This window comes from Algorimicrobium algoritergicola (genome assembly GCF_008086165.1).
Classification (GTDB): Bacteria; Bacteroidota; Bacteroidia; order Flavobacteriales; family Flavobacteriaceae; genus Algorimicrobium; species Algorimicrobium algoritergicola.
In genome coordinates, this window is sequence record NZ_VSKL01000008.1 from 93567 (window position 1) to 114210 (window position 20644).

Here is a 20644-nt window from a genome sequence, read left to right on the forward strand (position 1 = left end):
TTAGGATTTCAATATATTGTACTGAAAATCGTCTGTAACGTTTTGGCACTTTTTGAGTCCTATAGATACATCAATTATTAAATAACATTTATTATGAGTTTTTGGCGCGTGCTACTTTCAATTTTATGTCCTCCTTTAGCGGTTTTAGACAAAGGTTGCGGATCTATTTTAATAGTTTTTATCCTTTGGATTTGCGGTTGGGTTCCAGGCGTGATTGCTGCTTTGGTTATTTTGAATAATCCGAAGAATTAGTGTTCAGTGTTGTGAGTCGTAGCGTTGTTTGCTGTTAAGTTATTTTTTCTCGCAGAGACGCAAAGTTTCAAAGATGTAAAGTTGATAGCTTCAAACCAATAGGATATAGTGTTTTTGTACTTTTTCACTAATCACTAATCACTAATCACTAATCACTTTTTGTATTTAAAACTTTATCGTAATTTTGCCATCTATGAATAAGCAGATTACTTTACAAGAATTAGGACTACGCGATTACAAAGACATTTGGGAATATCAAGAGGCTCTTTTTAAGGATGTGGTTGATACTAAAATTAAGAATAGGCGAGAGGATGCTAATCTAGAAACGCCTAATTATTTCTTACTTGTAGAACATCCGCATGTGTATACGCTTGGGAAAAGTGGCGATATGTCCAACCTATTAATTTCTGAAAAGCAGTTAGTAGAAAAAGGCGCTAAATTCTATAAAGTGAATCGTGGTGGCGATATTACCTATCATGGACCTGGACAAATAGTGGGTTATCCGATTTTGGATTTAGAAAATTTCTTTACCGATATTCATAAATACTTACGCCTTTTAGAGGAAATGATTATTCTAACGTTAGAAGAATATGGCCTGAAAGCGGAACGTAGTCCTGGAGAAACAGGCGTATGGTTGGATGTAGGAACACCATTTGCCAGAAAAATATGTGCTATGGGAGTTCGCGCGAGTCGTTGGGTTACCATGCATGGATTTGCCTTGAATGTCAATGCCGATTTGGGCTATTTTGATAATATGATTCCGTGTGGTATTAAAGGCAAAGCGGTTACCTCATTAAACGTTGAATTAGGAAAACGAACGATAGATGAAACCGAAGTAAAAGCGAAATTATTAACGCATTTTTCGGCACTTTTTGAATCATCATTTATTGCAGAATCCGTTTCGGTTAAGTAATTTATTATTGAAATTATGTCTGATTGCGATATTCCTTTAATTTTATAAACGGACTGGTTGTACGATTTTTAAAACCATGAATTCCCGAACTGACAATTAAAATTCCAGCAGCAATAATAGCCGTTATATAAATTGTTTCCTGATCCGATTTATTGGCAACTGCAATGGCAATCAAAGCCCAAGCACCAACCAAAGCAAATTCGCGCATATTGCGTTGCCAAGTGACCAGTAAATTAATAATAGTTGCAATACCAATCATAATAATAGTCCATGTAACGGGTGAAATTCCAAAACCATCCCAATCAGTTTTCACTAAATAGGATGATACGTTTGCAATACTAGCAACCGTAACCCAACCGCTATAAAATACAAATGGCCACCAAACAAATGCGATAATTGAAATGGGAGCATCCCATAATTCCATGACATTATTAATAACTATTTTAAGAAGCGCTATTAATAATAAGAATATAAAAACACAGGATAATCCGGTGTAACCATAAAGCCAAGCAAAAACCCACGCACTATTTGCGACACACGATATAACAAACCACCAACCTGTTTTTAAAATGAAATCGTCATTGCGGACTTTTACAAATAAGCTTCTACCTTGGTAAACAATAAACCCTAGAAGTAGTAAGTATATAAATCCCCAAATGGAAAATGCATAACCAGCGGGAGTAAACAGGGAATTTAAATTGTTTGAAACGTCACCAATTGTTGTGTTGTTTATGTTTCCTGTATTGGATAAATAATTAATAATTATGGTGGAAACCAAAGCGATACCGTTACTAATTTGGAGCGTTTTTTTCATGAGGTTTTAATGGTTTAATAGATGGCTAAAATTAAACAGTCATCAGATTTTAAATTAATGCATTCAGTGAAATTTTGCGTGCTATTCATTATATGTCATGTTGCTTAAAAAATTATCACCTGCATCTAAAATTGGTGAGGTTTCACTAGAAATAACAAATGGTTTGTTTTTTTCTAATAAAACTGTCTGTATTCCTGTATTCGTCGTAATTTCTATGCGCATAGGAATAGGTGCATTATTTGTTGAAATGGTATAATTTGAATCGCCTGTTTTTGTAACGTCTACGTTTAGTTTATTGATGGTTCGTAAATAAAAATCGAAAAATGGTTTTAAATCTTTACCAGAACGTTCACTGAAAAGTTGTTCCACATCATCCGTTGTTACGGTATTGTCATAGGTGTAAATGGGGTTGTTGGCAAGTTCTTTTAGGGTTTTGAAAAACACATCATCACCAATAACAGTTTTTAACGAATGCATAAAAAAGGCACCTTTAAAATAAATATCACTGGTATATATTGCGGCTTCCGTTTCATGATTGCCTAAAACCAATGGTTGCTGGTTTTTAATCCGTTTTTTAAAGGTTCCAATAATACTATCGTAGGCTTTTTCACCACCAATTTCTTTAAATAAAAACGACTCAATATAGGTGTCAATTCCTTCTTGAATCCACATGTGCGTCCAATCGCTATTGGTAACTTTATTAGCAAACCATTCATGTCCAAATTCATGGTATAAATTGGCTGAATACGGTTGTCCATAAATGAGTTTAAAATCAAAGGGATCACCAAAAGTAACCATGGTTTGATGTTCCATACCGGGATTTGGCACATGAGCTATCCCTATCTTTTCGTTTACCCAAGGATATTCACCAAGATATTTTTCTAAAACTCGTGTGTCGCGTTCCCGAATGTCTAATACCTTATTCGCATGTTCTTTGTCCTCCGCCAGAATATAAAATTCCATGGGAACCTCATTATTATCAATGGTTGTGTACATGCGTTTTTCCACATGATAATCGGCAATATTAAAAACCACACAGTAATTACTAATGGTATAATTGGTTTTCCAATGGAATTGGGTTTTGTTGTTTGGCATTGGAGTTTCACTTTGAAGCATTCCAAAACTAGCAACTTTTAGGCCATTGGGTACGGTTACATATAGATCCACGCCTTCATTAGGTTCATCACTTGGATGATCTTTACATGGGAAATACACTTTACCACCTTCGCCTTGGCAATTAATAGCAACCCACGGATTTCCACTTTTATCGGTTGTCCACGTGAAGCCACCATCCCAAGGTGGTTTGATAGCTACAGGCGGTTTTCCGCCATAATCAATTTTCACGGTTTGTTGTCCTGCTGAAAAACCGGTTTTGTTTATTATATATATGTAGTCTTTTTTCTGAAAGAATTCGGTCGTTTTTCCATTAACCGATATGCTTTCTACTTTTAAAAAATGGACTAAATCGAATAATAACGAATCGGTTGGTTTGTTTAAAAGGATATCAATTTCGGCAAATCCTGCTATGAATTCGTTGGTAATATCCACATCTAAATCAATGGTGTAATGCCTGATATCCATATTAGCTTGAAGCGGATGGATTTCGCCACCAGATGTCATATAACTGATATCGCGATTTTGAGCAGTTAATGGACAAATAATAAGCATAATAAATAGGGTTGTAAGTATTTGAAGTTGTTTCATAGCAAACTTGATTTTAGAAGGATTCAAGTTCGACTATTCAGTTTACAATTCAAAACCATGATGTTATATTTCTCGTAGGTATGGGTATGAAGTTAAAATTGGTATCGCTCGGCATTTTTTTTATGGTAACAGGTTCTATGTTTTCTCAAAAAATAGAACACTTTAAATCGTTTCGCGATATAGACAGCGAACGCTATTTCCGATTTAATTATGATAATGATTACTTTGCTGCAACCGATGAAAACTATACACAAGGTTATAATTTGGAGTTGGTGATGCCAAGTTTGAAAAAGAATCCCATAAATAGTCTGTTTTTTAAAACGACCGAATCCAGCTTAAAATATGGATTAGCCATTGAGCATATTGGTTTTACACCTAATGATTATGCAAGTCCAGAAATCCAATTTGGAGACCGACCGTTTGCAGCTGCCATTATGTTGAAATCTTTTATAATTGCAACAAATACAGAAGAAAAATTTCGTTTATCACAATCATATAGTTTTGGTATTATAGGACCAGGTGCTTTTGGAAAAGAAATGCAAGTGGGTATCCATGAAGCCACAGGAAACAAAATTCCTCAAGGTTGGAAACATCAAATTAAAAACGATGTTGTTATAAATTATAGTGTAGATTATGAACAGCAATTGGTGAATTTTAAGAAGGTCTTTTCTTTACAAGCGGAAACAGGAGCAGAGATAGGTACGTTATTTACAAATGCATCTTTAGGATTAAACACCACATTAGGAATAATTAACACACCATTTTCAGCTTCTGAAAAAAGAACCGGTTTTCGTGTGTATGCTTATGCTGAAACCGTAGGAAATGTGATAGGTTATGATGCCACATTGCAAGGTAGTTTATTTAATAGAAAAAGTGTTTATACTATAAGTTCTAACAATATTGAACGTTTTACGGCAACCTTTAATTATGGGTTGGTTATACAGACTAAAACCTTGTATTTTGAATATGCTAGATCTGCAATGACACGTGAATTTGAATCGGGTGATGCTGCAAAATATGGTGGAATAAAAATTGGATTTACATTCTAATCAACCTTTTTTTGCAATCACCAATCACCAATCACCAATCACCAATCATTCTACCCTTCTACATTAAAGAATACTTTGTAGTAATGCATTTTCTTTTCGTCGTCATAACCGCGTTCCAGATATTCACTGGATGCTTCAGGAGCATCAATATCTAATTTTATTTGAATGTTGGTGTCCAGTTTAATTTCAGTTTTAATCTTTTTCTTTTCTTTGTTAACAACGAGTTCTGCCACATCAAACTGATTCCGAATAACGAGGTTTTTTTCGCTTTCAAAGGTTTTCTTATAATCGTCAAACAAGGATTTGTGTTTGTCTTCCTCAAATAATTCATCCTTGAACGTTTCTACATTGACAACCTCATGCTCTTTAAAGAAATCGATAGTCTTGGCTAAAAATGTGTTTTGTTCTTGGTTTCCGTAGGATATTTTTAAAATGTCTTCAGAAAAATCTTTACATAACTCAATATATTGTTGGGTATGGCTATTGGCATCATCAGCATATTTTATATTTAAAAAGTGATTGGTCCAATATTGCGTGTCGTAATTATTATTGTCGGCACTAAAAATAATGCGTCCTTCCGTATCACTCTGGTTTAAAATTAAACAGCCTTTATCTACTTTTTTACTGCTGATGCCTTTTTGTACTAAAACGTCATAACTATTGTTTTCCAAATAGGTTTGAAAGAAATTCACCTTGTTCTCAATTTTAAAAATCCCAATAGCATTGGTGGTCATTTCGTTAAACTCAATACCTTCAAAAAGTACGACTAGCACATCGCCTGTTTTAATTTGTGCGGAATTGGATTGCTCAAATAAATGCTTTACGATATGTTGTGAGGTTTCAATAAAATTATCGTCTTCTGTAAAAATCTGATTGCTGTACGTGTTTATTTCATTAAGCGAAATATCGGCGTGATGATTAAAACGATATGATTGTACTACAGATGCAAATGGCCGTAATAAAAACGGTAACATCAATTCATAACTGGCTTCATCAAAAATGACTTCTTTTTCAGAAAAAGCATTTTTAGTATTGTTGTGTTTATTACCCACTTTATGAATAATACATTTGGAAATGGAAGCGTTTTTACGGGATATCATAATCTAAAATTTCAGATTACAATACTAATCATTTTGCAATAAAAAGGCATAAAAAAACCGAAGCTTTTAACTTCGGTTTAAATATGAATTTGATTATGTATTTATTAATTTAAATCAAAATGATTCATGATTTCTTCATAGCTCATTTTAGTATAATCTATCGATTGGGTTTTATTATTGGAACTATCAATTATATAATATTTCACTTTAGTTATTACAGCGTTCAATACACCAGAATCTGTATAAGCATAGATTGTTAAATTGTTTAAGCCTGTAGTAAAGGTAATTATCTCACTTCCACTACCGTCAACAAAACTATAAGTCATAGGATACCAAGTGTCTCTTCCACGAAGTTGAAAATAAACAACGATCATTGAATTATCTAATACATCTTGCGAAATATCAGTATCAGTTATTGCATGTACATTTGCATTATTACCAAGGTAAGATCCAACGGTCCAAGTTAAATATGGTCCTGGATCTGGTATTACTGTTTTTACTATTATATTGGCATTACCATCTGTTCCTGCAGGTCCTTGTGGCCCTTCAGCTCCTGGAGCACCATCGTTCCCGTCTTCAGTTGAGCAAGAAAAACTAAAGGCTACTAAAAAAGCGAGTAGTACAAATTTTGTTTTAGACATAATTGTTTGTGTTTTCATAATTTTAAAGTTTATTGATTGCTATATTGTTTTCTACTTAATGGTTGCTTTTTTGAAAGGTTAACATAACTACAAAAAAAATCCAAAGCTTTTAACTTCGAATTTTAATACATGTTAGGGAAATTTTATAGTTCTAAATCAAAATGATTCATAACTTCTTCGTAGGTCATTTTAGAATAATCTAAACTATTTTTGGCCTCTGCACTCGGAATTAAAACATATCTAAAACGGGCTGTATTTGAAAATTCCCAAGTAGGAGCTGGTCCTTCCCGACCATAGCGAAAGTTAATATTAGTCGTTTCAGTATAAAATGTAAACACATGATCTGTGGTTCCCCCACTTATAGTAATTGGTAAAAGTGCTGTATTTCCAGCTGGCCAAACTTCAGGAACAAAGTTGGTGAATTTGGAATATACCAATATAACACCGCCATCAATTATGTCGTTTGTTAATTCAGGTACATTAACATCAAATTCGGCATATTTTGTGTATCCATTGGTTACAAATGTTTGACCATCTGGTCCAAACCAATCGGATGCAATAACATTAGCATTCCCATCTTGTCCATCTTGTCCATCTGTTCCGTTCGTGCCATTAGTTCCGTCAATTCCCGTTGGGCCAGGAGCACCATCATTTCCATCCTCCGGAGAGCATGAAAAGCTAAAAGTTACCAATAGGGCTAATAACAGGTACTTGAATTTTGAAATGTTTGTTTGCGTTGTTTTTGAAATTGTTTTCATGATTTTAAAGTTTATTGATTCTTGTTTGTTATCTATTTAATGTTAGTTTTTTAAAAAGGTTAACATAACTCATAAAAAAACCGAAGCTTTTCGGCTTCGGTTTAATTAAGAAACTTAAGGGTATATTTAATAATCAATTCCGTAATAATCGCAAACAGCATGGTAATCGTTTATGTCCACGCCAGCTTGATTAAGCTCGTTGTAAATTTGTTGTTTTCCTTGCACAGATCTTCCAGTTGTTGTACTTGAAGATTCTATGATAATAATTTTTGCAGTATTATAATCTCCTGCAGTAACTGAATGTGAAGAACCATCCCAATTGTTGTATGTAATTTTATATGTACTCGGGATGCAATACGCTCTTGCAAGATAGCTTCCTCCATATACAGCTCCTGGTATTGAATGCGTGTAGGCATCAAAAGTTGTTATATAACCTAATACTACATCATTATTAATAACGTCTTGTGTGATTTCAGGAATATTTAATGTAAAAGCACTCCCAGACATTGCTGATGTGTCAAACACAAAGGTTTGCACATTAGCATTGCCATCTGTTCCATCTGCTCCATTGGATCCCGCAGGACCAATTGGACCAGCCGCACCATCGTTACCATCTTCGGTTGAACACGAGAAACTAAAGGCGACTAAAAAAGCCAGTAGTACAAATTTTGTTTTTGACATCATTGTTTGAATTGTTTGTGTTTTCATAATTTTAAAGTTTATTGATTGTTATATTGTTTTCTATTTAATGGTTACCCTTTTGAAAGGTTAACATACCGTATAAAAAAACCGAAATCTTTTACAGGAACAAATCTAGTTTGAGGCTTTAATATAGGATAGCACAAATGTTTCAAAGTATATAACAAATGTTCCAAAGCTATTTTTGTTTGGGATTAAAAATGTAAAAAGCCAAAAGTTTAAACGAGGTTAGTCATAAACTTTTGGCTTTTTTATCTGAAGACTAATTCAAATAAAATAAAATGTTCTGTTTTTAGAGTTGAAAGAGGATTCCAGCATTTATTATAATTTGTTCATAATCGCTTACCACATATTTAGGTTCTAAATACACACTTAATTTTTCTGAAAATTGCCATCTTCCTCCAGCGCCAATATTGACACCAAAAGCACTATCACTAACTTCATACGTATCATAATAATAACTGTAATAGGAAGCGCCTGTTTTATAATTGGAGTAGTTGGCACCAAGAAGTGGATAAATTTTAAGCTTATTTTCAATTAGGTGAAAAAAGTAATGCGCATTCAAATCCACTGCTAATGTGTTTTGATTAAAACCATATAAGCTATTCCCAAAAAAATAAGTCACGCCTGGTGAAACCGCAATAGCATCTGTAATATTAAATTCAGCTTTTACCGTAATACCCGGACCTGAAATTTTTTCATTATAACCCAAACCACCACCAATGGCAATTTGTGCTTGCATTTTTGCAGTTGTAAATAGTAGCATCATTCCGGCTAAAATAAACGTGTAATTTCTAAATGATTTCTGATTCATTTGTTTCATGTTTTAAATTGTTAGATTTTAATATTGTTTTCTTATTAATGTCTTTTAAATTGAAAGGTTAACATTCGCGCATGACAAAACAGAATTTTGTTTCTGTTTAAAACATATAATTAATTATTAATAGGTTTTGTATGCTTTAAAACTCCATAATGCGCCAGATTTTTCCAGTCCTACCGGCTGTTCCCGCTCTAGATCCACCAAAAACCCATAAATCACTAGTGTAAACCAGCGTTGCATGGCTATTGATTTCCTCTAACGGATTACTGTCTGTATAAATGAACCAATTTTCCATATCTGAGGAGTAGTAAATGGTATTGGTATGTTCTGAACTTGCGGTATGACCACCAATTACATACGCTTTATTGTTGAAAACGGTAACGGTATGTCTTTTAATTGCTGGCAATGTTGTGCTTGTTTGCGTAACTAATGACCAACTATCACCATTGGAACTTCTCCAAATTTCATTGGTTAATTCGGATGTTGTTTTATCGCCTCCAACCACATACATAGCATTGTTTTTTACAATGGCTTTATAGCGTTTTAAACCCGGAAATGCATTGGCGGTTTCTTCAGTCCAGTCTGTAACGTTACTACTAGACCAAACTTTGGTGTTTCCTGTACTATAGTTTATACCAATCACGTACATTTTTCCATTTAATACTAAGGTGCTATGTCCAGAAACTTGGCCAAAAGGTGCCAGTTCCATGAGTCTAGACCATGTGGTGCCATCATCCGTTACCCAAATGTCGCTTAATAAGTTATCATCATTATCGCGACCACCAATTAAATACATTTTTCCATTAAAAACACTCAATGTGTGTTCGTGTCTGCCAGAAGCTGTCAAGGTTCCGCCAGTATCGGTAGAAGCCCAATTGGTTCCGTTGCTGCTATTCCATAATTCATCAGTAGAATCGCCTTCAGCAACATAATCATTAGATCCACCAAAAGACCAAACCTTACCGTTAAAAACCGCCATGGCATTGTTAGCAAAATCGCCCATTTGATCTTGATTGGTTGTGAGGTCAAACTCTAAATTTATAGTAGATGCTGGTGCAGGTCCATCAATAGGTTCGTCATCTGCGCTACAATTGAATATTAAAAGCGTCACCATAAAGGTTTGAAATAGATGTTTTGTTATACGTTTCATAATATGTGTTTTAAAATTGTAATATTTTATGATTGCTAATATTAAAGGTTAACATGAAAATGCTATTTGATTGAAAAATAATTCAGATTTGTAAGAATTGTAAGGGACTTTTCTTAAAATAAGTTAAATTAGCGGTAGTATGTTAACCTTTTTAATTCTAGGATATTAAATGGAAAGCGTTCAAGAGAACATAACGATTGAAGATTTAAAACAAGGCTCAGATTTGTTATTCAAACAGATATATGAAGACAATAGAGATAAGTTTCTGAATTTTGCTAGAAAGTATAATTTGCCACAGGATGACACAATAGATGTCTATCAAGATGCATATATTATTTTCTATAATAATGTGATGGAAGGTAAAGTTGAAGAATTTACAAGTACCATTTCCACCTATTTATTTAGCATTGGGAAGTATTTAATTTTTGATAAAATGAAGAAAAATAATAAGACTATAAATCCAGATTTTGATTTGTCGCTTATTAGAGAACGCGATGCACTCGTTGATGCCTCGTTTGATTTAGATCCAAACGATTTGACCACGGAACAAGTATTATTGAAGAAGTATTTTGGAACACTTGGAAAAAAATGTCAAGAATTATTAACCTTATTTTATTATAGAGGTTATTCCATTAAAGATATTATAGCAACCAGTGAATATACCAGTGAAAATGTGGTAAAGAGCGCCAAATCTCGCTGTATGAAAACCCTTAAAGAACGTATTAATAGCAATAGCAATGACTAATCAAGATTTATTATATCACTACTTTTCTAACAGCTTAACGGCTGAACAGGAGGTGGTTTTTCAGACACTCCTAGAATCAGATGAAGAATTTAAGGCTGAATTCGAATATGAAAATAGCTTAAAAAAAGCTATTAAAAGTCATGAGTCTGATGTGTTAAAAACCAAACTGCAAGGTTTTGAACACGATATTAATTCCAAAAAAACGGAGTCCTTTAATTATCGTTATTTAGCTGTAGCAGCTTCCCTTGTTTTATTGGTTGGCTGGTTTGGCTATAACTCCTTTTTTGGAACAAATTATTCCAATTTATACAACACGAATTTCAGTGAATATCCCAATACCGTTTACACCATTACGAGAGGCGATGATGAAAACACATTAGAACGTGAAGCTTTTGTAGCCTACGAAACTAAAAACTATGAAACAGCTATTGAGAAATTTGATGCGCTTTCAGAAACAACAGCACAAAACTATATTCCATTTTATAAAGCACAAGCTCATTTAGGGTTGGAAAATATAGACGATGCCAAAACACTATTCACGGAAATTGTGAAAGATGATCATTCTGATTTTGTTGCAGAATCTACTTGGTATTTAGCACTCATAGCTATAAAGGATAAAGACAAAGAGCAAGCCAAAATTCATTTAGAAAACCTGATTGCTAATTACAGTTATAATCAAGCCAAAGCAAAAGCCTTGTTAGAAGAACTCAATTAGATTTCCGGCGTTTTATAAACAGAAACAAAAGCACTAAAAAGCTTAAAGTTCCAAGAGTATACCACATCCAATTGTTGGTCGTTTCAATAGCTTGCATATTTCCAGATATTACAAAACCTGACCAATAATAAGGATGCGCCAATGCATTTTGGCTATTATCATGTATAAATGCCGATTGTGCTTTTTGTAAAGCCACATTTTTATCATCGCCTTCGGATAGATTTTTGTAGAAAGCATCCATGATTTTTGAGGACGACCCATCATTAATTTTCCATAAGGTACTAGCAATACTTTTTGCACCACTAAAGTAAAAGCCACGAGCTAAACTGATAAAGCCTTCACCACGTTTTAAATCGCCCATACCACTTTCGCAAGCGCTTAATGTTACCAAACTGGTGTTGCTATTTAAATTATATAAATCACTTACATATAATAAATTGCTATTCCCATCTGGTTGAAATGCCAAATAGGAATACTCGGGATTTTCATCATCTAAAATGGCATGGGTTGCAAAATGTAATAAGCCAAAATCAGCACTTTCGGTATTGAAATTTTGCAGTGTTGCTTGACTCTCAGTTAATGTTTTACCGTTGAAATAGTTTAAAATATCTGTAGCTTCATTCTTATTATTTGGTAAGGATAATAGGTTGTTGGTATCTTGGCCATCAAAACTAGGAGCAAAGGCTAAAACTTTATTGTTAATAGATTCGCCGTCTGAAAGCTGCTGGAGTAAAGTGGCCGAATTTACATAACTAATAGCACGATTCTCAACCAGATATTCTGTTGAACCCGTTACAGATAAACTAGAAAATGGCAAGTAATTTAATAAGCCATCCGCTATAATAATGATATTTTTTTCTGAAACGTTCTCAATACTTGGTGCCACGAATTGGGAATACAATTGAAATGTTTTTTTATTAAGTGCTTCCAAATCTGATTTCGGGTTATTCAGCATATTATAAACCGAAATAATAGCTTCATCTAATACCACATCTCGTTTTAGTTGCTGTATAGCTTTGCTGTTTTTAGTAATGGTAATACTATAAATAGCATCATTTCCATAGAAATAGGATATTAACGCTGTATTAGGTTTCAAAAATTTCTGTAATTCTGGTAAGCTGATTACTTCGGAATTGTATTTTAAATCGTAATAGGTTTTATAATCGGTTTCAATTTTGGTTATTAATTCGCGATAGCTGTTTTGGGTATCGAACAATTCAGCTTCCAAATCGGTGTTTTTTGCAGTGTTCAATTGCTTTTCCAAATAGGTGATACGCGATTTTAAGATCTGTTCTTCTTCAATAATATGATTAGGAATGTTAGCAAATTTCGTGGCTTTCGTGCTTAAAAGCGCTTCCATTAAAAGAACCGATTTACTTTTTTCTGAATAATAAAATGCGGTATCAATTAAACTGTCTAGCTGGGTTTCTTGATATAACTTAAAATTGGCTTCCAAAGCAGATTCAAAAACAGGAAAGGCATCATCTATTAAAAAGAGTTTGTCTGAATTGTTTTTGAAGGTTGGTTTTAAAGCGTCAAGTATTGCTATGGCTTCATGCGTTGTTTCTAAACTTGGATTATACAATTCCAGACTATTTAAAGCCTGTGTTTTATGTTTTAAAAGTTGAAGATACTTGGTCTGATTTATGGTTGTCTTATTCTCCTTTAAATTTTGTTCTGCAAATTGATATTGAACCAAAGCTTTTTTGGGCTGATTAAACTGCATATGTAACGAGCCCATTTCTTGGTAAGCTTGTGCTAATTTGTTGTTTTCAATGGATTGTGGGTTTGCTTTTAAAATATCTATTACGGTTTGCAAATCCACTTCGGCTTCCGCATAATTGCCTTCTGCTTCACTAATATGAGCACTTGATGTATAATACCGATCAAAAAGCGGATGTGCTTCAGTAACAAAAGGTTTCATTTTTTGTAAATAATAGATAGCGCTATCCGTTTGTTTGAGTTTTAAATGGTTATCAATAATGCGTTGATACGATGTAATAATCCGATTGCTGTTTTTTGTTACGTCAATATAATAATGCAAAACCTTTAAAATACTCGCATTGGCTTTTTCAAATTGCCCTTCTTTTTGATGAATATCAGCCAACAGTATTTGAATATTGTTGGAAAAACTCATGTCAAATCCCGTGTTTTGATTTATAGTTCTTAAGGTTTTTTCATAGAAGTCTTTAGCCAGTTTATATTTGCCTTCATTTACATACAGTTTACCTACAAAAGTAGTAGCGGACAAATAAAGCTTTAAAATTTCAGTGTCTTCGTAGTAATTTTGGTTTTCTTCACAAGTTCTAATAAACTCATTAAAATGCATTAAAGCGGGCTTATAATTATTCAAGTCATATTCATACAGCCCTTTTGTATATGTTATAGAAGATGTATAATAGTTTTTCAAGTAGATGGTATCCAATTCTTTTTTGTTATTTAATTGAATAGAATCTAATTGTTGAATGTTTTCTTTAATGATGTATAAATCATTATGAAAACTGGCGGCCCATGATTCTCGTATCAAAGCTTCTAGTTGATACTCGATAAAATTATACTTATTTGCCGTTTGCTTTACGCGATTGAAATAAAAGTATGTGGAATCTTTATTACTATAATAGTATTGATATGCCTTACCGAAATCTTCGTTTAAATTGTCGCCTATCTCATCAATTAAAAAATCTTCTTGAGCATAACTACAGAAAGCGGTCAAAACTAAAAAAATAAGGAGGTAATAGTATCGCATAAAAAAAGCTTTAAGTAAAGTTACAAAAAGCTTTTTTATAATGTTATATTATTGAAATTAATAGAATCTAGCATTTAAGCTGTAAGATGCAGTAGCTCCATTAACATTCTCTCTTTCTACAATAATAATTACTTGACCCGTGAATTTGTTCAAAGAACCAGGTTGAATAGATACAACCCCATTATAATTTTCAGAAGGTGAAAAGTTATTAAACATAACGGTTTCAATTTCATCTTCCGTATTATAATCTAGAAACCTAATGTTTACACTTGCTATGTCTGGTGTAATGGTTATAAAATTAAAACCACCATCTAACGGAAAACATGTTCCTTGACATGGTGAAGGTGGGTTTGGTGGGTTTGGTGGTCTTCTTGGAACACGTGGTGGTAAAACATATTCAGCTTCTACTCCCATTTGGATAGCCAAATTGGAATTTTGGATCTCTAATTGTTGTTCTGCTTCGTCTAATTGCAATTCAATTTCAGGAGTACCTTGACCAGCGTCAATAATATCTTGTAAGAGCGCAATGGTGTTTTGAGTATTGCTGACTTCTTTTTCTAAATACAATGCGTATAAATCGCCTTCGTATAAATTGTTTTCAGTAGTCAGTACAATTTGATTGTCGTTTCCGTTATTTAGGTTATCATCATCATCACAACTAAATACCGTAACCAGTACGAGTACGAAGGATGCTAATACAAAAAGGTTTTTTCTCATAATTTAAAATATTATAGTCATTTAGACTTATTAATAAAGCCCATGTTATAAAGTTAACACTTTTATGGACATATTATTGTGAAAACAATTTTTTTATGTTTCAAATAGCTGATTATAATTAGTTTATCTGATAGATTAAAATGGTGTTACTACTGCCTTTTGTTACAAACTCTAGGTTTCTGCCTTTATCCATATTCGCCATATCTATTTGAGATGTACCATAAACAGGAAAGTTTGAAAGCAGTTTGGCATTACTATCAAACAAGAATACTTTCTGGGTTTGTTTATCGGTAACCGACACGTAAATTTTGTCGTTGAGGTAAAAGATGTTTGGTTTACTATAATTACCGTAATCCAATTCGTAAGTATTACTTTTTATGGTTAATCTGTTTTCTGATAATGCTACAAGCGTTTTACTGGTGGTTTCTAAATAGTGCTGATCGGTTAAGCCCAAATCTTGAGCTGCCGTATTTCCTTTCGTATCAATAGTTACTAACTTACCGTTTGTTGTAGTGGTTGCAAAATTACCTTTGTATAAATATACGGCTTCATCTGAAAATGTATAAGTCGCTTTTGGTGTAACACGTGTTTTTCCAACGCGATCTAAAATGTATAGCTTGTTTGCTGTTTTAAATAATAAATAGTCTTTTCTGCCAATTCTAATATGTTGTGGTTGGTGGATAAGGTTATCAGCAGCTTTTTCAAAATTGAAACCTTTAACCGATTTACCTTTGTCATCCAACATCAACACGTTTTTACCTTGTGTAACCATTAGGCGGTATTTTCTATTGCCATCATAATCAAATACAGAAAGCGGTTGCGTAATAGCACCATTGAATTTAATAGGGAATGGTTTTACATCCTTTCCATTTCTATCCAATACATAAACCCGATTTGTTGTGGCAAAAGCTAATTGCAGTCGGCCATTTTTATACATGTCTATTTGTTCAATTTTGCCTAAAATGGCACCCTGAAGCTGTTTTTTCCAAAGAATTTTTCCGCTACTAGAAATCAGATACAAGTTGTTTTTAATATCCTGAACGGCAATTTCTTTTTCATTGGTAACATGATTGGTAACCAATTGCGGACTGTTTAATAAATCGGCATCAATTTTTACAGCTGCCATTTCAGTAACCGCATTTTCTACTGCTCGCGTTTTTCCTTTTTGAATAACAGCATTTACATGCGCAAAATTAGTGTCATATATAAATTGTAAACCTGTTGCATTAAATGCGTTTAGCTTTAAATTTAAGCTGTCGTTAAGGTTTCTATTAATAATAGTTTCTAGTTTATCAGGATTTACGACACTTAATATAGAGGCTTCATCGCTAAACTGGTCTTTCAGACTTTTATATGAACTTTGAGAACTATAGGTAGTTTGATTCTTATAACTCGCTATAATAGTATGAAGAAACTCAATATTGTTAGAAAATACAATAAAATTATCTACGATACAGTATTTGTTGGCCTCTTTGAAATTGATGAAAGGTGAAAATGTTTTTAGGAAAAATTCGGGCTGACTAAAATTAAAAATTTCAATATCACGATAGGTTTCAATCATATCTTGATCGTTCAACAGCGCATCTTTAGTAATATAAACATCTAAGGAGTTTAATACAATGGCGCGATTGTTCCCTTCATAAATTACACCTGTTTCAATAACATTATCTAGTAGAGTAGTGGTTTGGGTAGAGTCTGCTTTTCTAAACGCGTTGAGGTTTTTATTGAAAATGGCATAATCATTAAACGTCATACTTAAAAAGCCATCACTATTGGAAGGCGTAATAGTTGCTAGTTTGTTTTCTTGAGGTTTGGTGTTTTTGAAAACATCAATGAGTTTTTTAGTGGAATCGGCAGACTTTACAACACCATTTAATTTCATGGCGTTCTGATCAATATCCACATCAAAAAACAAATAATCCGTTAAGGTTAGTGTGCTCATGTTTTCATTAATGAAAAAGCTATTGATATGGCTGTCTTTCTTCTTATTAATAAAAACGGAAAGTTGATTATCACTATTAGATGAATTGATAAGCGCTTTTATAGTTGGATGAATTTTATCATCTTCCAGTGATGCTATCAATAACGCTTTAGTTGAAGCGCCTATAAAAACACTATCCTTGGTAATGCTGAAAAGCGCTTGATTACCTACTTGACTTTTGGTGATGGTATGTTTAGCGTACTTTAAAGTTTCAATACTATGGTTTGGTAAAGAATCTATCAGGAAAAGATCCGGTTTTATTTTGGTGATAATTGAAAAATCTAAACTATCATTCGCATTAAATAATGACAGGTATAAATCGTCTTCTGTTTTTAAATACTGCAGAAGTGATAACGTTTCTGAAAGGTTTTTGTAGTTTCTAGTCGTTTCTAATGCTTGCAAAAAAGCATTGTTGCTAATATTGCTTTTTAAACTTCCTACATTTTTAACCTTAACAATAACAGCGGCGTCATTATTGAGGTAATCCATTAATTGTGTCTTTTTTTTAGAGGAGTTACATCCTAAAAAAAGTAGACTCAAAGTACATAAAAACCAAATGTTTTTCATTGATGAGGGAATTTATACAAACCTACATAAATAATTTATAGGTTTAAAATGAATATAGGCAGAAGTTACAATTCCATTTTTAACTGTTCAGGTAACAATCTAAAGGACTTTCGATGGTATTTTGTAGGGCCATATTTCCGAATAGCTTCCCGATGTTCTTTGGTTGGATAGCCTTTGTTTTGTTTCCAGTTATACATGGGGAATTCTTCGTGAATGGTTTCCATATAAGCATCTCGATACGTTTTGGCTAAAATGGAAGCGGCCGCAATACTCAAGAATTTTGAATCTCCTTTCACAATGGTTTCATGAGGAATGTCTTGATAGGGTTTAAACCTATTGCCATCTACAATTATAAACTCCGGAAGTATCTTAAGCGTTTCTATTGATTGGTGCATGGCTAAAATAGATGCATTTAATATATTGATGCTATCAATTTCAGTCGGGTAAATATGAGCAAAACCAAAAGCTAATGCATCGTGTTCTATAATAGGTTTCAAAATATTTCTTTTCTTTTCAGAAAGCAACTTGGAATCATTTAAAATGAGGTTTTCAAAATGTTCAGGAAGAATAACAGCAGCTGCAGTAACAGGACCTGCTAAGCAGCCTCTGCCAGCTTCGTCTGTGCCACATTCGTACTTAAAATCTGAATATTGTAATTTTAGCATGTAAATAATTCTTAATATAATGACGTTATTATAAATTGTATATACATTTGCAAGGTCGAAAAAATAATTATGAGGAAAATAATTTTAGTCGTTTTTTTAGTGTTTTGTGGTAATTTACTTATAGGTCAAACAAAAGGGCGACTCAATAGTGATGGAAGTGTTGAGAGAAACACACCATATAATGATACGCTTTCCAGAGGATCTGCCAAAAGCACCAGTATTAAGGATATTAAAAATTTAGAGGCTAGAATTGAACAGTATCTTATTATATCTGAAAGTAATGATACAACCTATGTTGATACCACGTTAACGATTCAGAAGGAATATAAGTTTAATTATTTACGAAGAGATAATTTTGAATTGCTGCCATTCTCAAACGTAGGTCAATCCTACAATTCCTTAAGCTACATATATAAAAAGGATGCTTTAATGCCATTATTTGGCGCAAGAGCACGTCATTTTAATTATATGGAAATTGAAGACATTAATTATTATGAAGTGCCTACGCCATTTACCGAGCTTTACTATAAAACAGCCTTTAAGCAAGGTCAGCAGCTAGATGCATTTTTTACCGTAAATACCTCCAAACAGTTAAATTTTTCCATAGCATATAAAGGGTTGAGGTCATTAGGAAAATACCAACATATATTAACGAGCACAGGGAATTTTAGGTTTACCACAAGTTATAAAACTAAAAACAATCGGTATTTCGCAAACGCGCACATTGTCATGCAGGATTTAATGAACCAGGAAAATGGTGGTGTACGAGATGATAACATTCCGTTTTTTGAATCCGGCAATCCTGAATTTACAGATCGAGGCGTTCTGGCAGTTAATTTTGAAGATGCTGAAAACATATTAAAAGGTAAGCGCTTTCACTTAGATCATAACTACTATTTAATTAAACCAAAAGATTCAGTTTCCAAAAATGAACTGCGTGTTAGTAATATTATTTCTTTTGAAGATAAGTATTATGAATACAATCAAGATCGAGAGACTGCATATTTTGGAGAGTCCTTTCAAACTAGTGGCTTAAGAGATCGGGTTACTTTAGAAAATTTTAATACAGAATTAGGGATAAATTATAAGAACAATATAATAGGTGATGTTAAATTTAGCGTGGGCTATACCAATTATAATTATGGGTATGATAAAGTTGCCTTGATTAATAATCAATATATAACGAATAGGTTAAAAGGTGATGTTGTTTCTGTAGGTGGGCAATATGATAAAACTATAAGTGGATTTAAACTTCATGCAGAAGCCGGTTTAAATGTTGTTGGCGATTTTGATGGAAATTATCTATTAGCCAATGCATCCTATAGATTAAATGATAAATTTTCATTCGGAGCCCAAATAAATCACAACTCCCGAGCACCAAATTATAACTATCAACTATATCAAAGTGTTTACAAAAACTATAATTGGCAAAGTAATTTTAATAACACCGAAACACAGCAACTCGGTTTTAATGTGAATTCAAAATTATTAGGAACAATCTCGGCGGACTTTAATACTATAAACGACTATACCTATTTTATGAAAGATGGTATAGATGATTTAGTGAAACCATTTCAAACAGATCAGTCTATTAGTTACGTTAAAGTAAAATGGGAAAAGGGATTTGACTTCTTTCGCAAGTTTACCTTATATAATACCATCATGTATCAGAATGTACAGGATGATGGTATGGTATTCAATTTGCCAGAACTAACTACGCGAAACACATTAATGTATTCCAATAGGTTTTTTAAGAACGCGTTGTTTCTTCAAACAGGTATAACCTTTAATTACTTCTCCAGTTATAAGATGGATGGTTACGATCCGTTGTTAGCGGAGTTTTATGTTCAGAACAATCAAGACTATGGTAGTTTCCCACGATTTGATTTTTTTGTGAATGCAAAAATTAGTCAAATACGAATCTATTTAAAAGCAGAACACTTTAATTCTGCCTGGACCGGTTATGATTTTTATTCAGCACCTAATTATCCGTATCGAGATTTTGCAGTTCGTTTTGGCGTTGTCTGGAACTTCTTCCTATAATAAAGGTATTAATGTGTAATCATTATACTATATTATATATGTTGATTTTGATTGGAAAACGACAAATTAGGAACGCAGCTGTTAATCAAAGCGAACCCAAAAGGCATTATAGATGATTTGTTAAGTTAAAAACGGGCCGTGTAACCACTTGATATACTGCAAGAAGAAAACTATTTCAAAAAAACATGAATAAAAGTTTGTAAAAGGGTAGAAATGGGTTGTACATTTGCAGCCGCTAAAAACGGTAACACAGTTGGCAGCGACGTTCATTGAGAGGCAAAATAGAAGTTTAAATTAGGGGTTAGAAATTTAATTTCAAATTAAATCAAAAAAAGCTTTGTAGGAATAAAAAAGGTTGTATATTTGCAGCCGCTTAAAACAGCAGCGCTGATGAAAGCAAAGTTCCTTGAAAAGCATAAAAAGATTTAGTAATTTGGAATTAGAAATAAACTTTCAAAATAAACTAAAAAAAGCTTTGCAGGAATAAAAAAGGTTGTATGTTTGCAGCCGCTAAAAACGGCAACGTTTTCAGCAACGTTCAGAAGCATTTATTGAAAAGCTAAGT

At 33.2% G+C, this 20644-nt stretch carries 18 protein-coding genes; 6 read left to right on the forward strand and 12 right to left on the reverse strand.

What is annotated here, in order from left to right; genetic code table 11:
• Nucleotides 1-93: 93 nt before the first annotated feature.
• The gene (locus ES675_RS15775; RefSeq protein WP_082986016.1) at nt 94-252 is read left to right on the forward strand and encodes a YqaE/Pmp3 family membrane protein; all 159 of its coding nucleotides are present in this window, start codon (nt 94-96) and stop codon (nt 250-252) included.
• Between the two features lie 193 nt (nt 253-445).
• The gene (gene lipB / locus ES675_RS15780; RefSeq protein ID WP_066256828.1) at nt 446-1165 is read left to right on the forward strand and encodes a lipoyl(octanoyl) transferase LipB; all 720 of its coding nucleotides are present in this window, start codon (nt 446-448) and stop codon (nt 1163-1165) included.
• Nucleotides 1166-1178: 13 nt separating this feature from the next.
• On the opposite strand, the gene ES675_RS15785 is transcribed toward lipB, so the two are convergent.
• Both ES675_RS15785 and ES675_RS15790 read right to left on the reverse strand, forming a co-directional pair.
• A complete protein-coding gene (locus ES675_RS15785) occupies nt 1179-1979 on the reverse strand; it encodes a hypothetical protein (protein ID WP_066256833.1) in 801 nt (266 codons plus the stop codon).
• 81 nt (nt 1980-2060) lie between these two features.
• Nucleotides 2061-3683, reverse strand: a complete 1623-nt coding sequence (locus tag ES675_RS15790; protein ID WP_066256837.1) for a M1 family metallopeptidase — start codon at nt 3681-3683, stop codon at nt 2061-2063.
• 137 nt (nt 3684-3820) lie between these two features.
• Between ES675_RS15790 and ES675_RS15795 the strand changes: the two genes are divergently transcribed.
• A complete protein-coding gene (locus ES675_RS15795; RefSeq protein WP_231931335.1) occupies nt 3821-4732 on the forward strand; it encodes a lipid A deacylase LpxR family protein in 912 nt (303 codons plus the stop codon).
• A gap of 50 nt (nt 4733-4782) precedes the next feature.
• Here ES675_RS15795 and ES675_RS15800 read toward each other — a convergent pair whose 3' ends face one another.
• The 6 genes from ES675_RS15800 to ES675_RS15825 form a co-directional block, all read right to left on the reverse strand.
• Complete coding sequence (locus tag ES675_RS15800) at nt 4783-5832, reverse strand: nucleoid-associated protein (protein ID WP_066256840.1); 1050 nt, start codon at nt 5830-5832, stop codon at nt 4783-4785.
• Nucleotides 5833-5936: 104 nt separating this feature from the next.
• Complete coding sequence (locus tag ES675_RS15805) at nt 5937-6491, reverse strand: collagen-like triple helix repeat-containing protein (RefSeq protein WP_066256844.1); 555 nt, start codon at nt 6489-6491, stop codon at nt 5937-5939.
• A 125-nt stretch (nt 6492-6616) separates the two neighbouring features.
• A complete protein-coding gene (locus tag ES675_RS15810; RefSeq protein WP_066256847.1) occupies nt 6617-7231 on the reverse strand; it encodes a collagen-like protein in 615 nt (204 codons plus the stop codon).
• A gap of 126 nt (nt 7232-7357) precedes the next feature.
• A complete protein-coding gene (locus ES675_RS15815) occupies nt 7358-7939 on the reverse strand; it encodes a collagen-like triple helix repeat-containing protein (protein WP_066256858.1) in 582 nt (193 codons plus the stop codon).
• Nucleotides 7940-8222: 283 nt separating this feature from the next.
• The gene (locus ES675_RS15820) at nt 8223-8753 is read right to left on the reverse strand and encodes an outer membrane beta-barrel protein (RefSeq protein WP_231931332.1); all 531 of its coding nucleotides are present in this window, start codon (nt 8751-8753) and stop codon (nt 8223-8225) included.
• Between the two features lie 136 nt (nt 8754-8889).
• Nucleotides 8890-9900, reverse strand: a complete 1011-nt coding sequence (locus ES675_RS15825; RefSeq protein ID WP_066256652.1) for a kelch repeat-containing protein — start codon at nt 9898-9900, stop codon at nt 8890-8892.
• A gap of 169 nt (nt 9901-10069) precedes the next feature.
• Between ES675_RS15825 and ES675_RS15830 the strand changes: the two genes are divergently transcribed.
• Together ES675_RS15830 and ES675_RS15835 are read left to right on the forward strand one after the other, a co-directional pair.
• Entirely contained in the window at nt 10070-10645 is a 576-nt protein-coding gene (locus ES675_RS15830) for an RNA polymerase sigma factor (RefSeq protein ID WP_066256655.1), read from the forward strand.
• Nucleotides 10638-11360 (forward strand): tetratricopeptide repeat protein, encoded by a 723-nt coding sequence (locus tag ES675_RS15835; protein ID WP_066256660.1) that lies wholly within the window; start codon nt 10638-10640, stop codon nt 11358-11360. Before ES675_RS15830 ends, ES675_RS15835 begins: the two co-directional genes overlap by 8 nt.
• On the opposite strand, the gene ES675_RS15840 is transcribed toward ES675_RS15835, so the two are convergent.
• The 4 genes from ES675_RS15840 to ES675_RS15855 all read right to left on the reverse strand — a co-directional run bounded on the left by ES675_RS15840 (nt 11353) and on the right by ES675_RS15855 (nt 18036).
• Complete coding sequence (locus tag ES675_RS15840; protein WP_066256664.1) at nt 11353-14106, reverse strand: CHAT domain-containing protein; 2754 nt, start codon at nt 14104-14106, stop codon at nt 11353-11355. The two genes, ES675_RS15835 and ES675_RS15840, sit on opposite strands and share 8 nt — an antisense overlap.
• Before the next feature lie 57 nt (nt 14107-14163).
• Nucleotides 14164-14823, reverse strand: a complete 660-nt coding sequence (locus ES675_RS15845) for a hypothetical protein (RefSeq protein WP_066256668.1) — start codon at nt 14821-14823, stop codon at nt 14164-14166.
• A 118-nt stretch (nt 14824-14941) separates the two neighbouring features.
• Nucleotides 14942-17371, reverse strand: a complete 2430-nt coding sequence (locus ES675_RS15850) for a ribonuclease HII (protein WP_066256671.1) — start codon at nt 17369-17371, stop codon at nt 14942-14944.
• Nucleotides 17372-17436: 65 nt separating this feature from the next.
• On the reverse strand, nt 17437-18036 hold the full coding sequence (locus ES675_RS15855; protein WP_066256673.1) for a ribonuclease HII: 600 nt from the start codon (nt 18034-18036) through the stop codon (nt 17437-17439).
• 69 nt (nt 18037-18105) lie between these two features.
• On the opposite strand from ES675_RS15855, the gene ES675_RS15860 reads away from it, so the two are divergent.
• Entirely contained in the window at nt 18106-20079 is a 1974-nt protein-coding gene (locus ES675_RS15860; RefSeq protein WP_148367558.1) for a putative porin, read from the forward strand.
• Nucleotides 20080-20644: the final 565 nt, after the last annotated feature.

What these genes read in the sequence shown, in the direction of transcription:
- ES675_RS15775 (WP_082986016.1), top strand. Translation starts at nt 94, where the DNA reads ATGAGTTTTTGGCGCGTGCTACTTTCAATTTTATGTCCTCCTTTAGCG.
- lipB (WP_066256828.1), top strand. Translation starts at nt 446, where the DNA reads ATGAATAAGCAGATTACTTTACAAGAATTAGGACTACGCGATTACAAA.
- ES675_RS15785 (WP_066256833.1), bottom strand. Translation starts at nt 1,979, where the DNA reads ATGAAAAAAACGCTCCAAATTAGTAACGGTATCGCTTTGGTTTCCACC.
- ES675_RS15790 (WP_066256837.1), bottom strand. Translation starts at nt 3,683, where the DNA reads ATGAAACAACTTCAAATACTTACAACCCTATTTATTATGCTTATTATT.
- ES675_RS15795 (WP_231931335.1), top strand. Translation starts at nt 3,821, where the DNA reads ATGTTTTCTCAAAAAATAGAACACTTTAAATCGTTTCGCGATATAGAC.
- ES675_RS15800 (WP_066256840.1), bottom strand. Translation starts at nt 5,832, where the DNA reads ATGATATCCCGTAAAAACGCTTCCATTTCCAAATGTATTATTCATAAA.
- ES675_RS15805 (WP_066256844.1), bottom strand. Translation starts at nt 6,491, where the DNA reads ATGAAAACACAAACAATTATGTCTAAAACAAAATTTGTACTACTCGCT.
- ES675_RS15810 (WP_066256847.1), bottom strand. Translation starts at nt 7,231, where the DNA reads ATGAAAACAATTTCAAAAACAACGCAAACAAACATTTCAAAATTCAAG.
- ES675_RS15815 (WP_066256858.1), bottom strand. Translation starts at nt 7,939, where the DNA reads ATGAAAACACAAACAATTCAAACAATGATGTCAAAAACAAAATTTGTA.
- ES675_RS15820 (WP_231931332.1), bottom strand. Translation starts at nt 8,753, where the DNA reads ATGAAACAAATGAATCAGAAATCATTTAGAAATTACACGTTTATTTTA.
- ES675_RS15825 (WP_066256652.1), bottom strand. Translation starts at nt 9,900, where the DNA reads ATGAAACGTATAACAAAACATCTATTTCAAACCTTTATGGTGACGCTT.
- ES675_RS15830 (WP_066256655.1), top strand. Translation starts at nt 10,070, where the DNA reads ATGGAAAGCGTTCAAGAGAACATAACGATTGAAGATTTAAAACAAGGC.
- ES675_RS15835 (WP_066256660.1), top strand. Translation starts at nt 10,638, where the DNA reads ATGACTAATCAAGATTTATTATATCACTACTTTTCTAACAGCTTAACG.
- ES675_RS15840 (WP_066256664.1), bottom strand. Translation starts at nt 14,106, where the DNA reads ATGCGATACTATTACCTCCTTATTTTTTTAGTTTTGACCGCTTTCTGT.
- ES675_RS15845 (WP_066256668.1), bottom strand. Translation starts at nt 14,823, where the DNA reads ATGAGAAAAAACCTTTTTGTATTAGCATCCTTCGTACTCGTACTGGTT.
- ES675_RS15850 (WP_066256671.1), bottom strand. Translation starts at nt 17,371, where the DNA reads ATGAAAAACATTTGGTTTTTATGTACTTTGAGTCTACTTTTTTTAGGA.
- ES675_RS15855 (WP_066256673.1), bottom strand. Translation starts at nt 18,036, where the DNA reads ATGCTAAAATTACAATATTCAGATTTTAAGTACGAATGTGGCACAGAC.
- ES675_RS15860 (WP_148367558.1), top strand. Translation starts at nt 18,106, where the DNA reads ATGAGGAAAATAATTTTAGTCGTTTTTTTAGTGTTTTGTGGTAATTTA.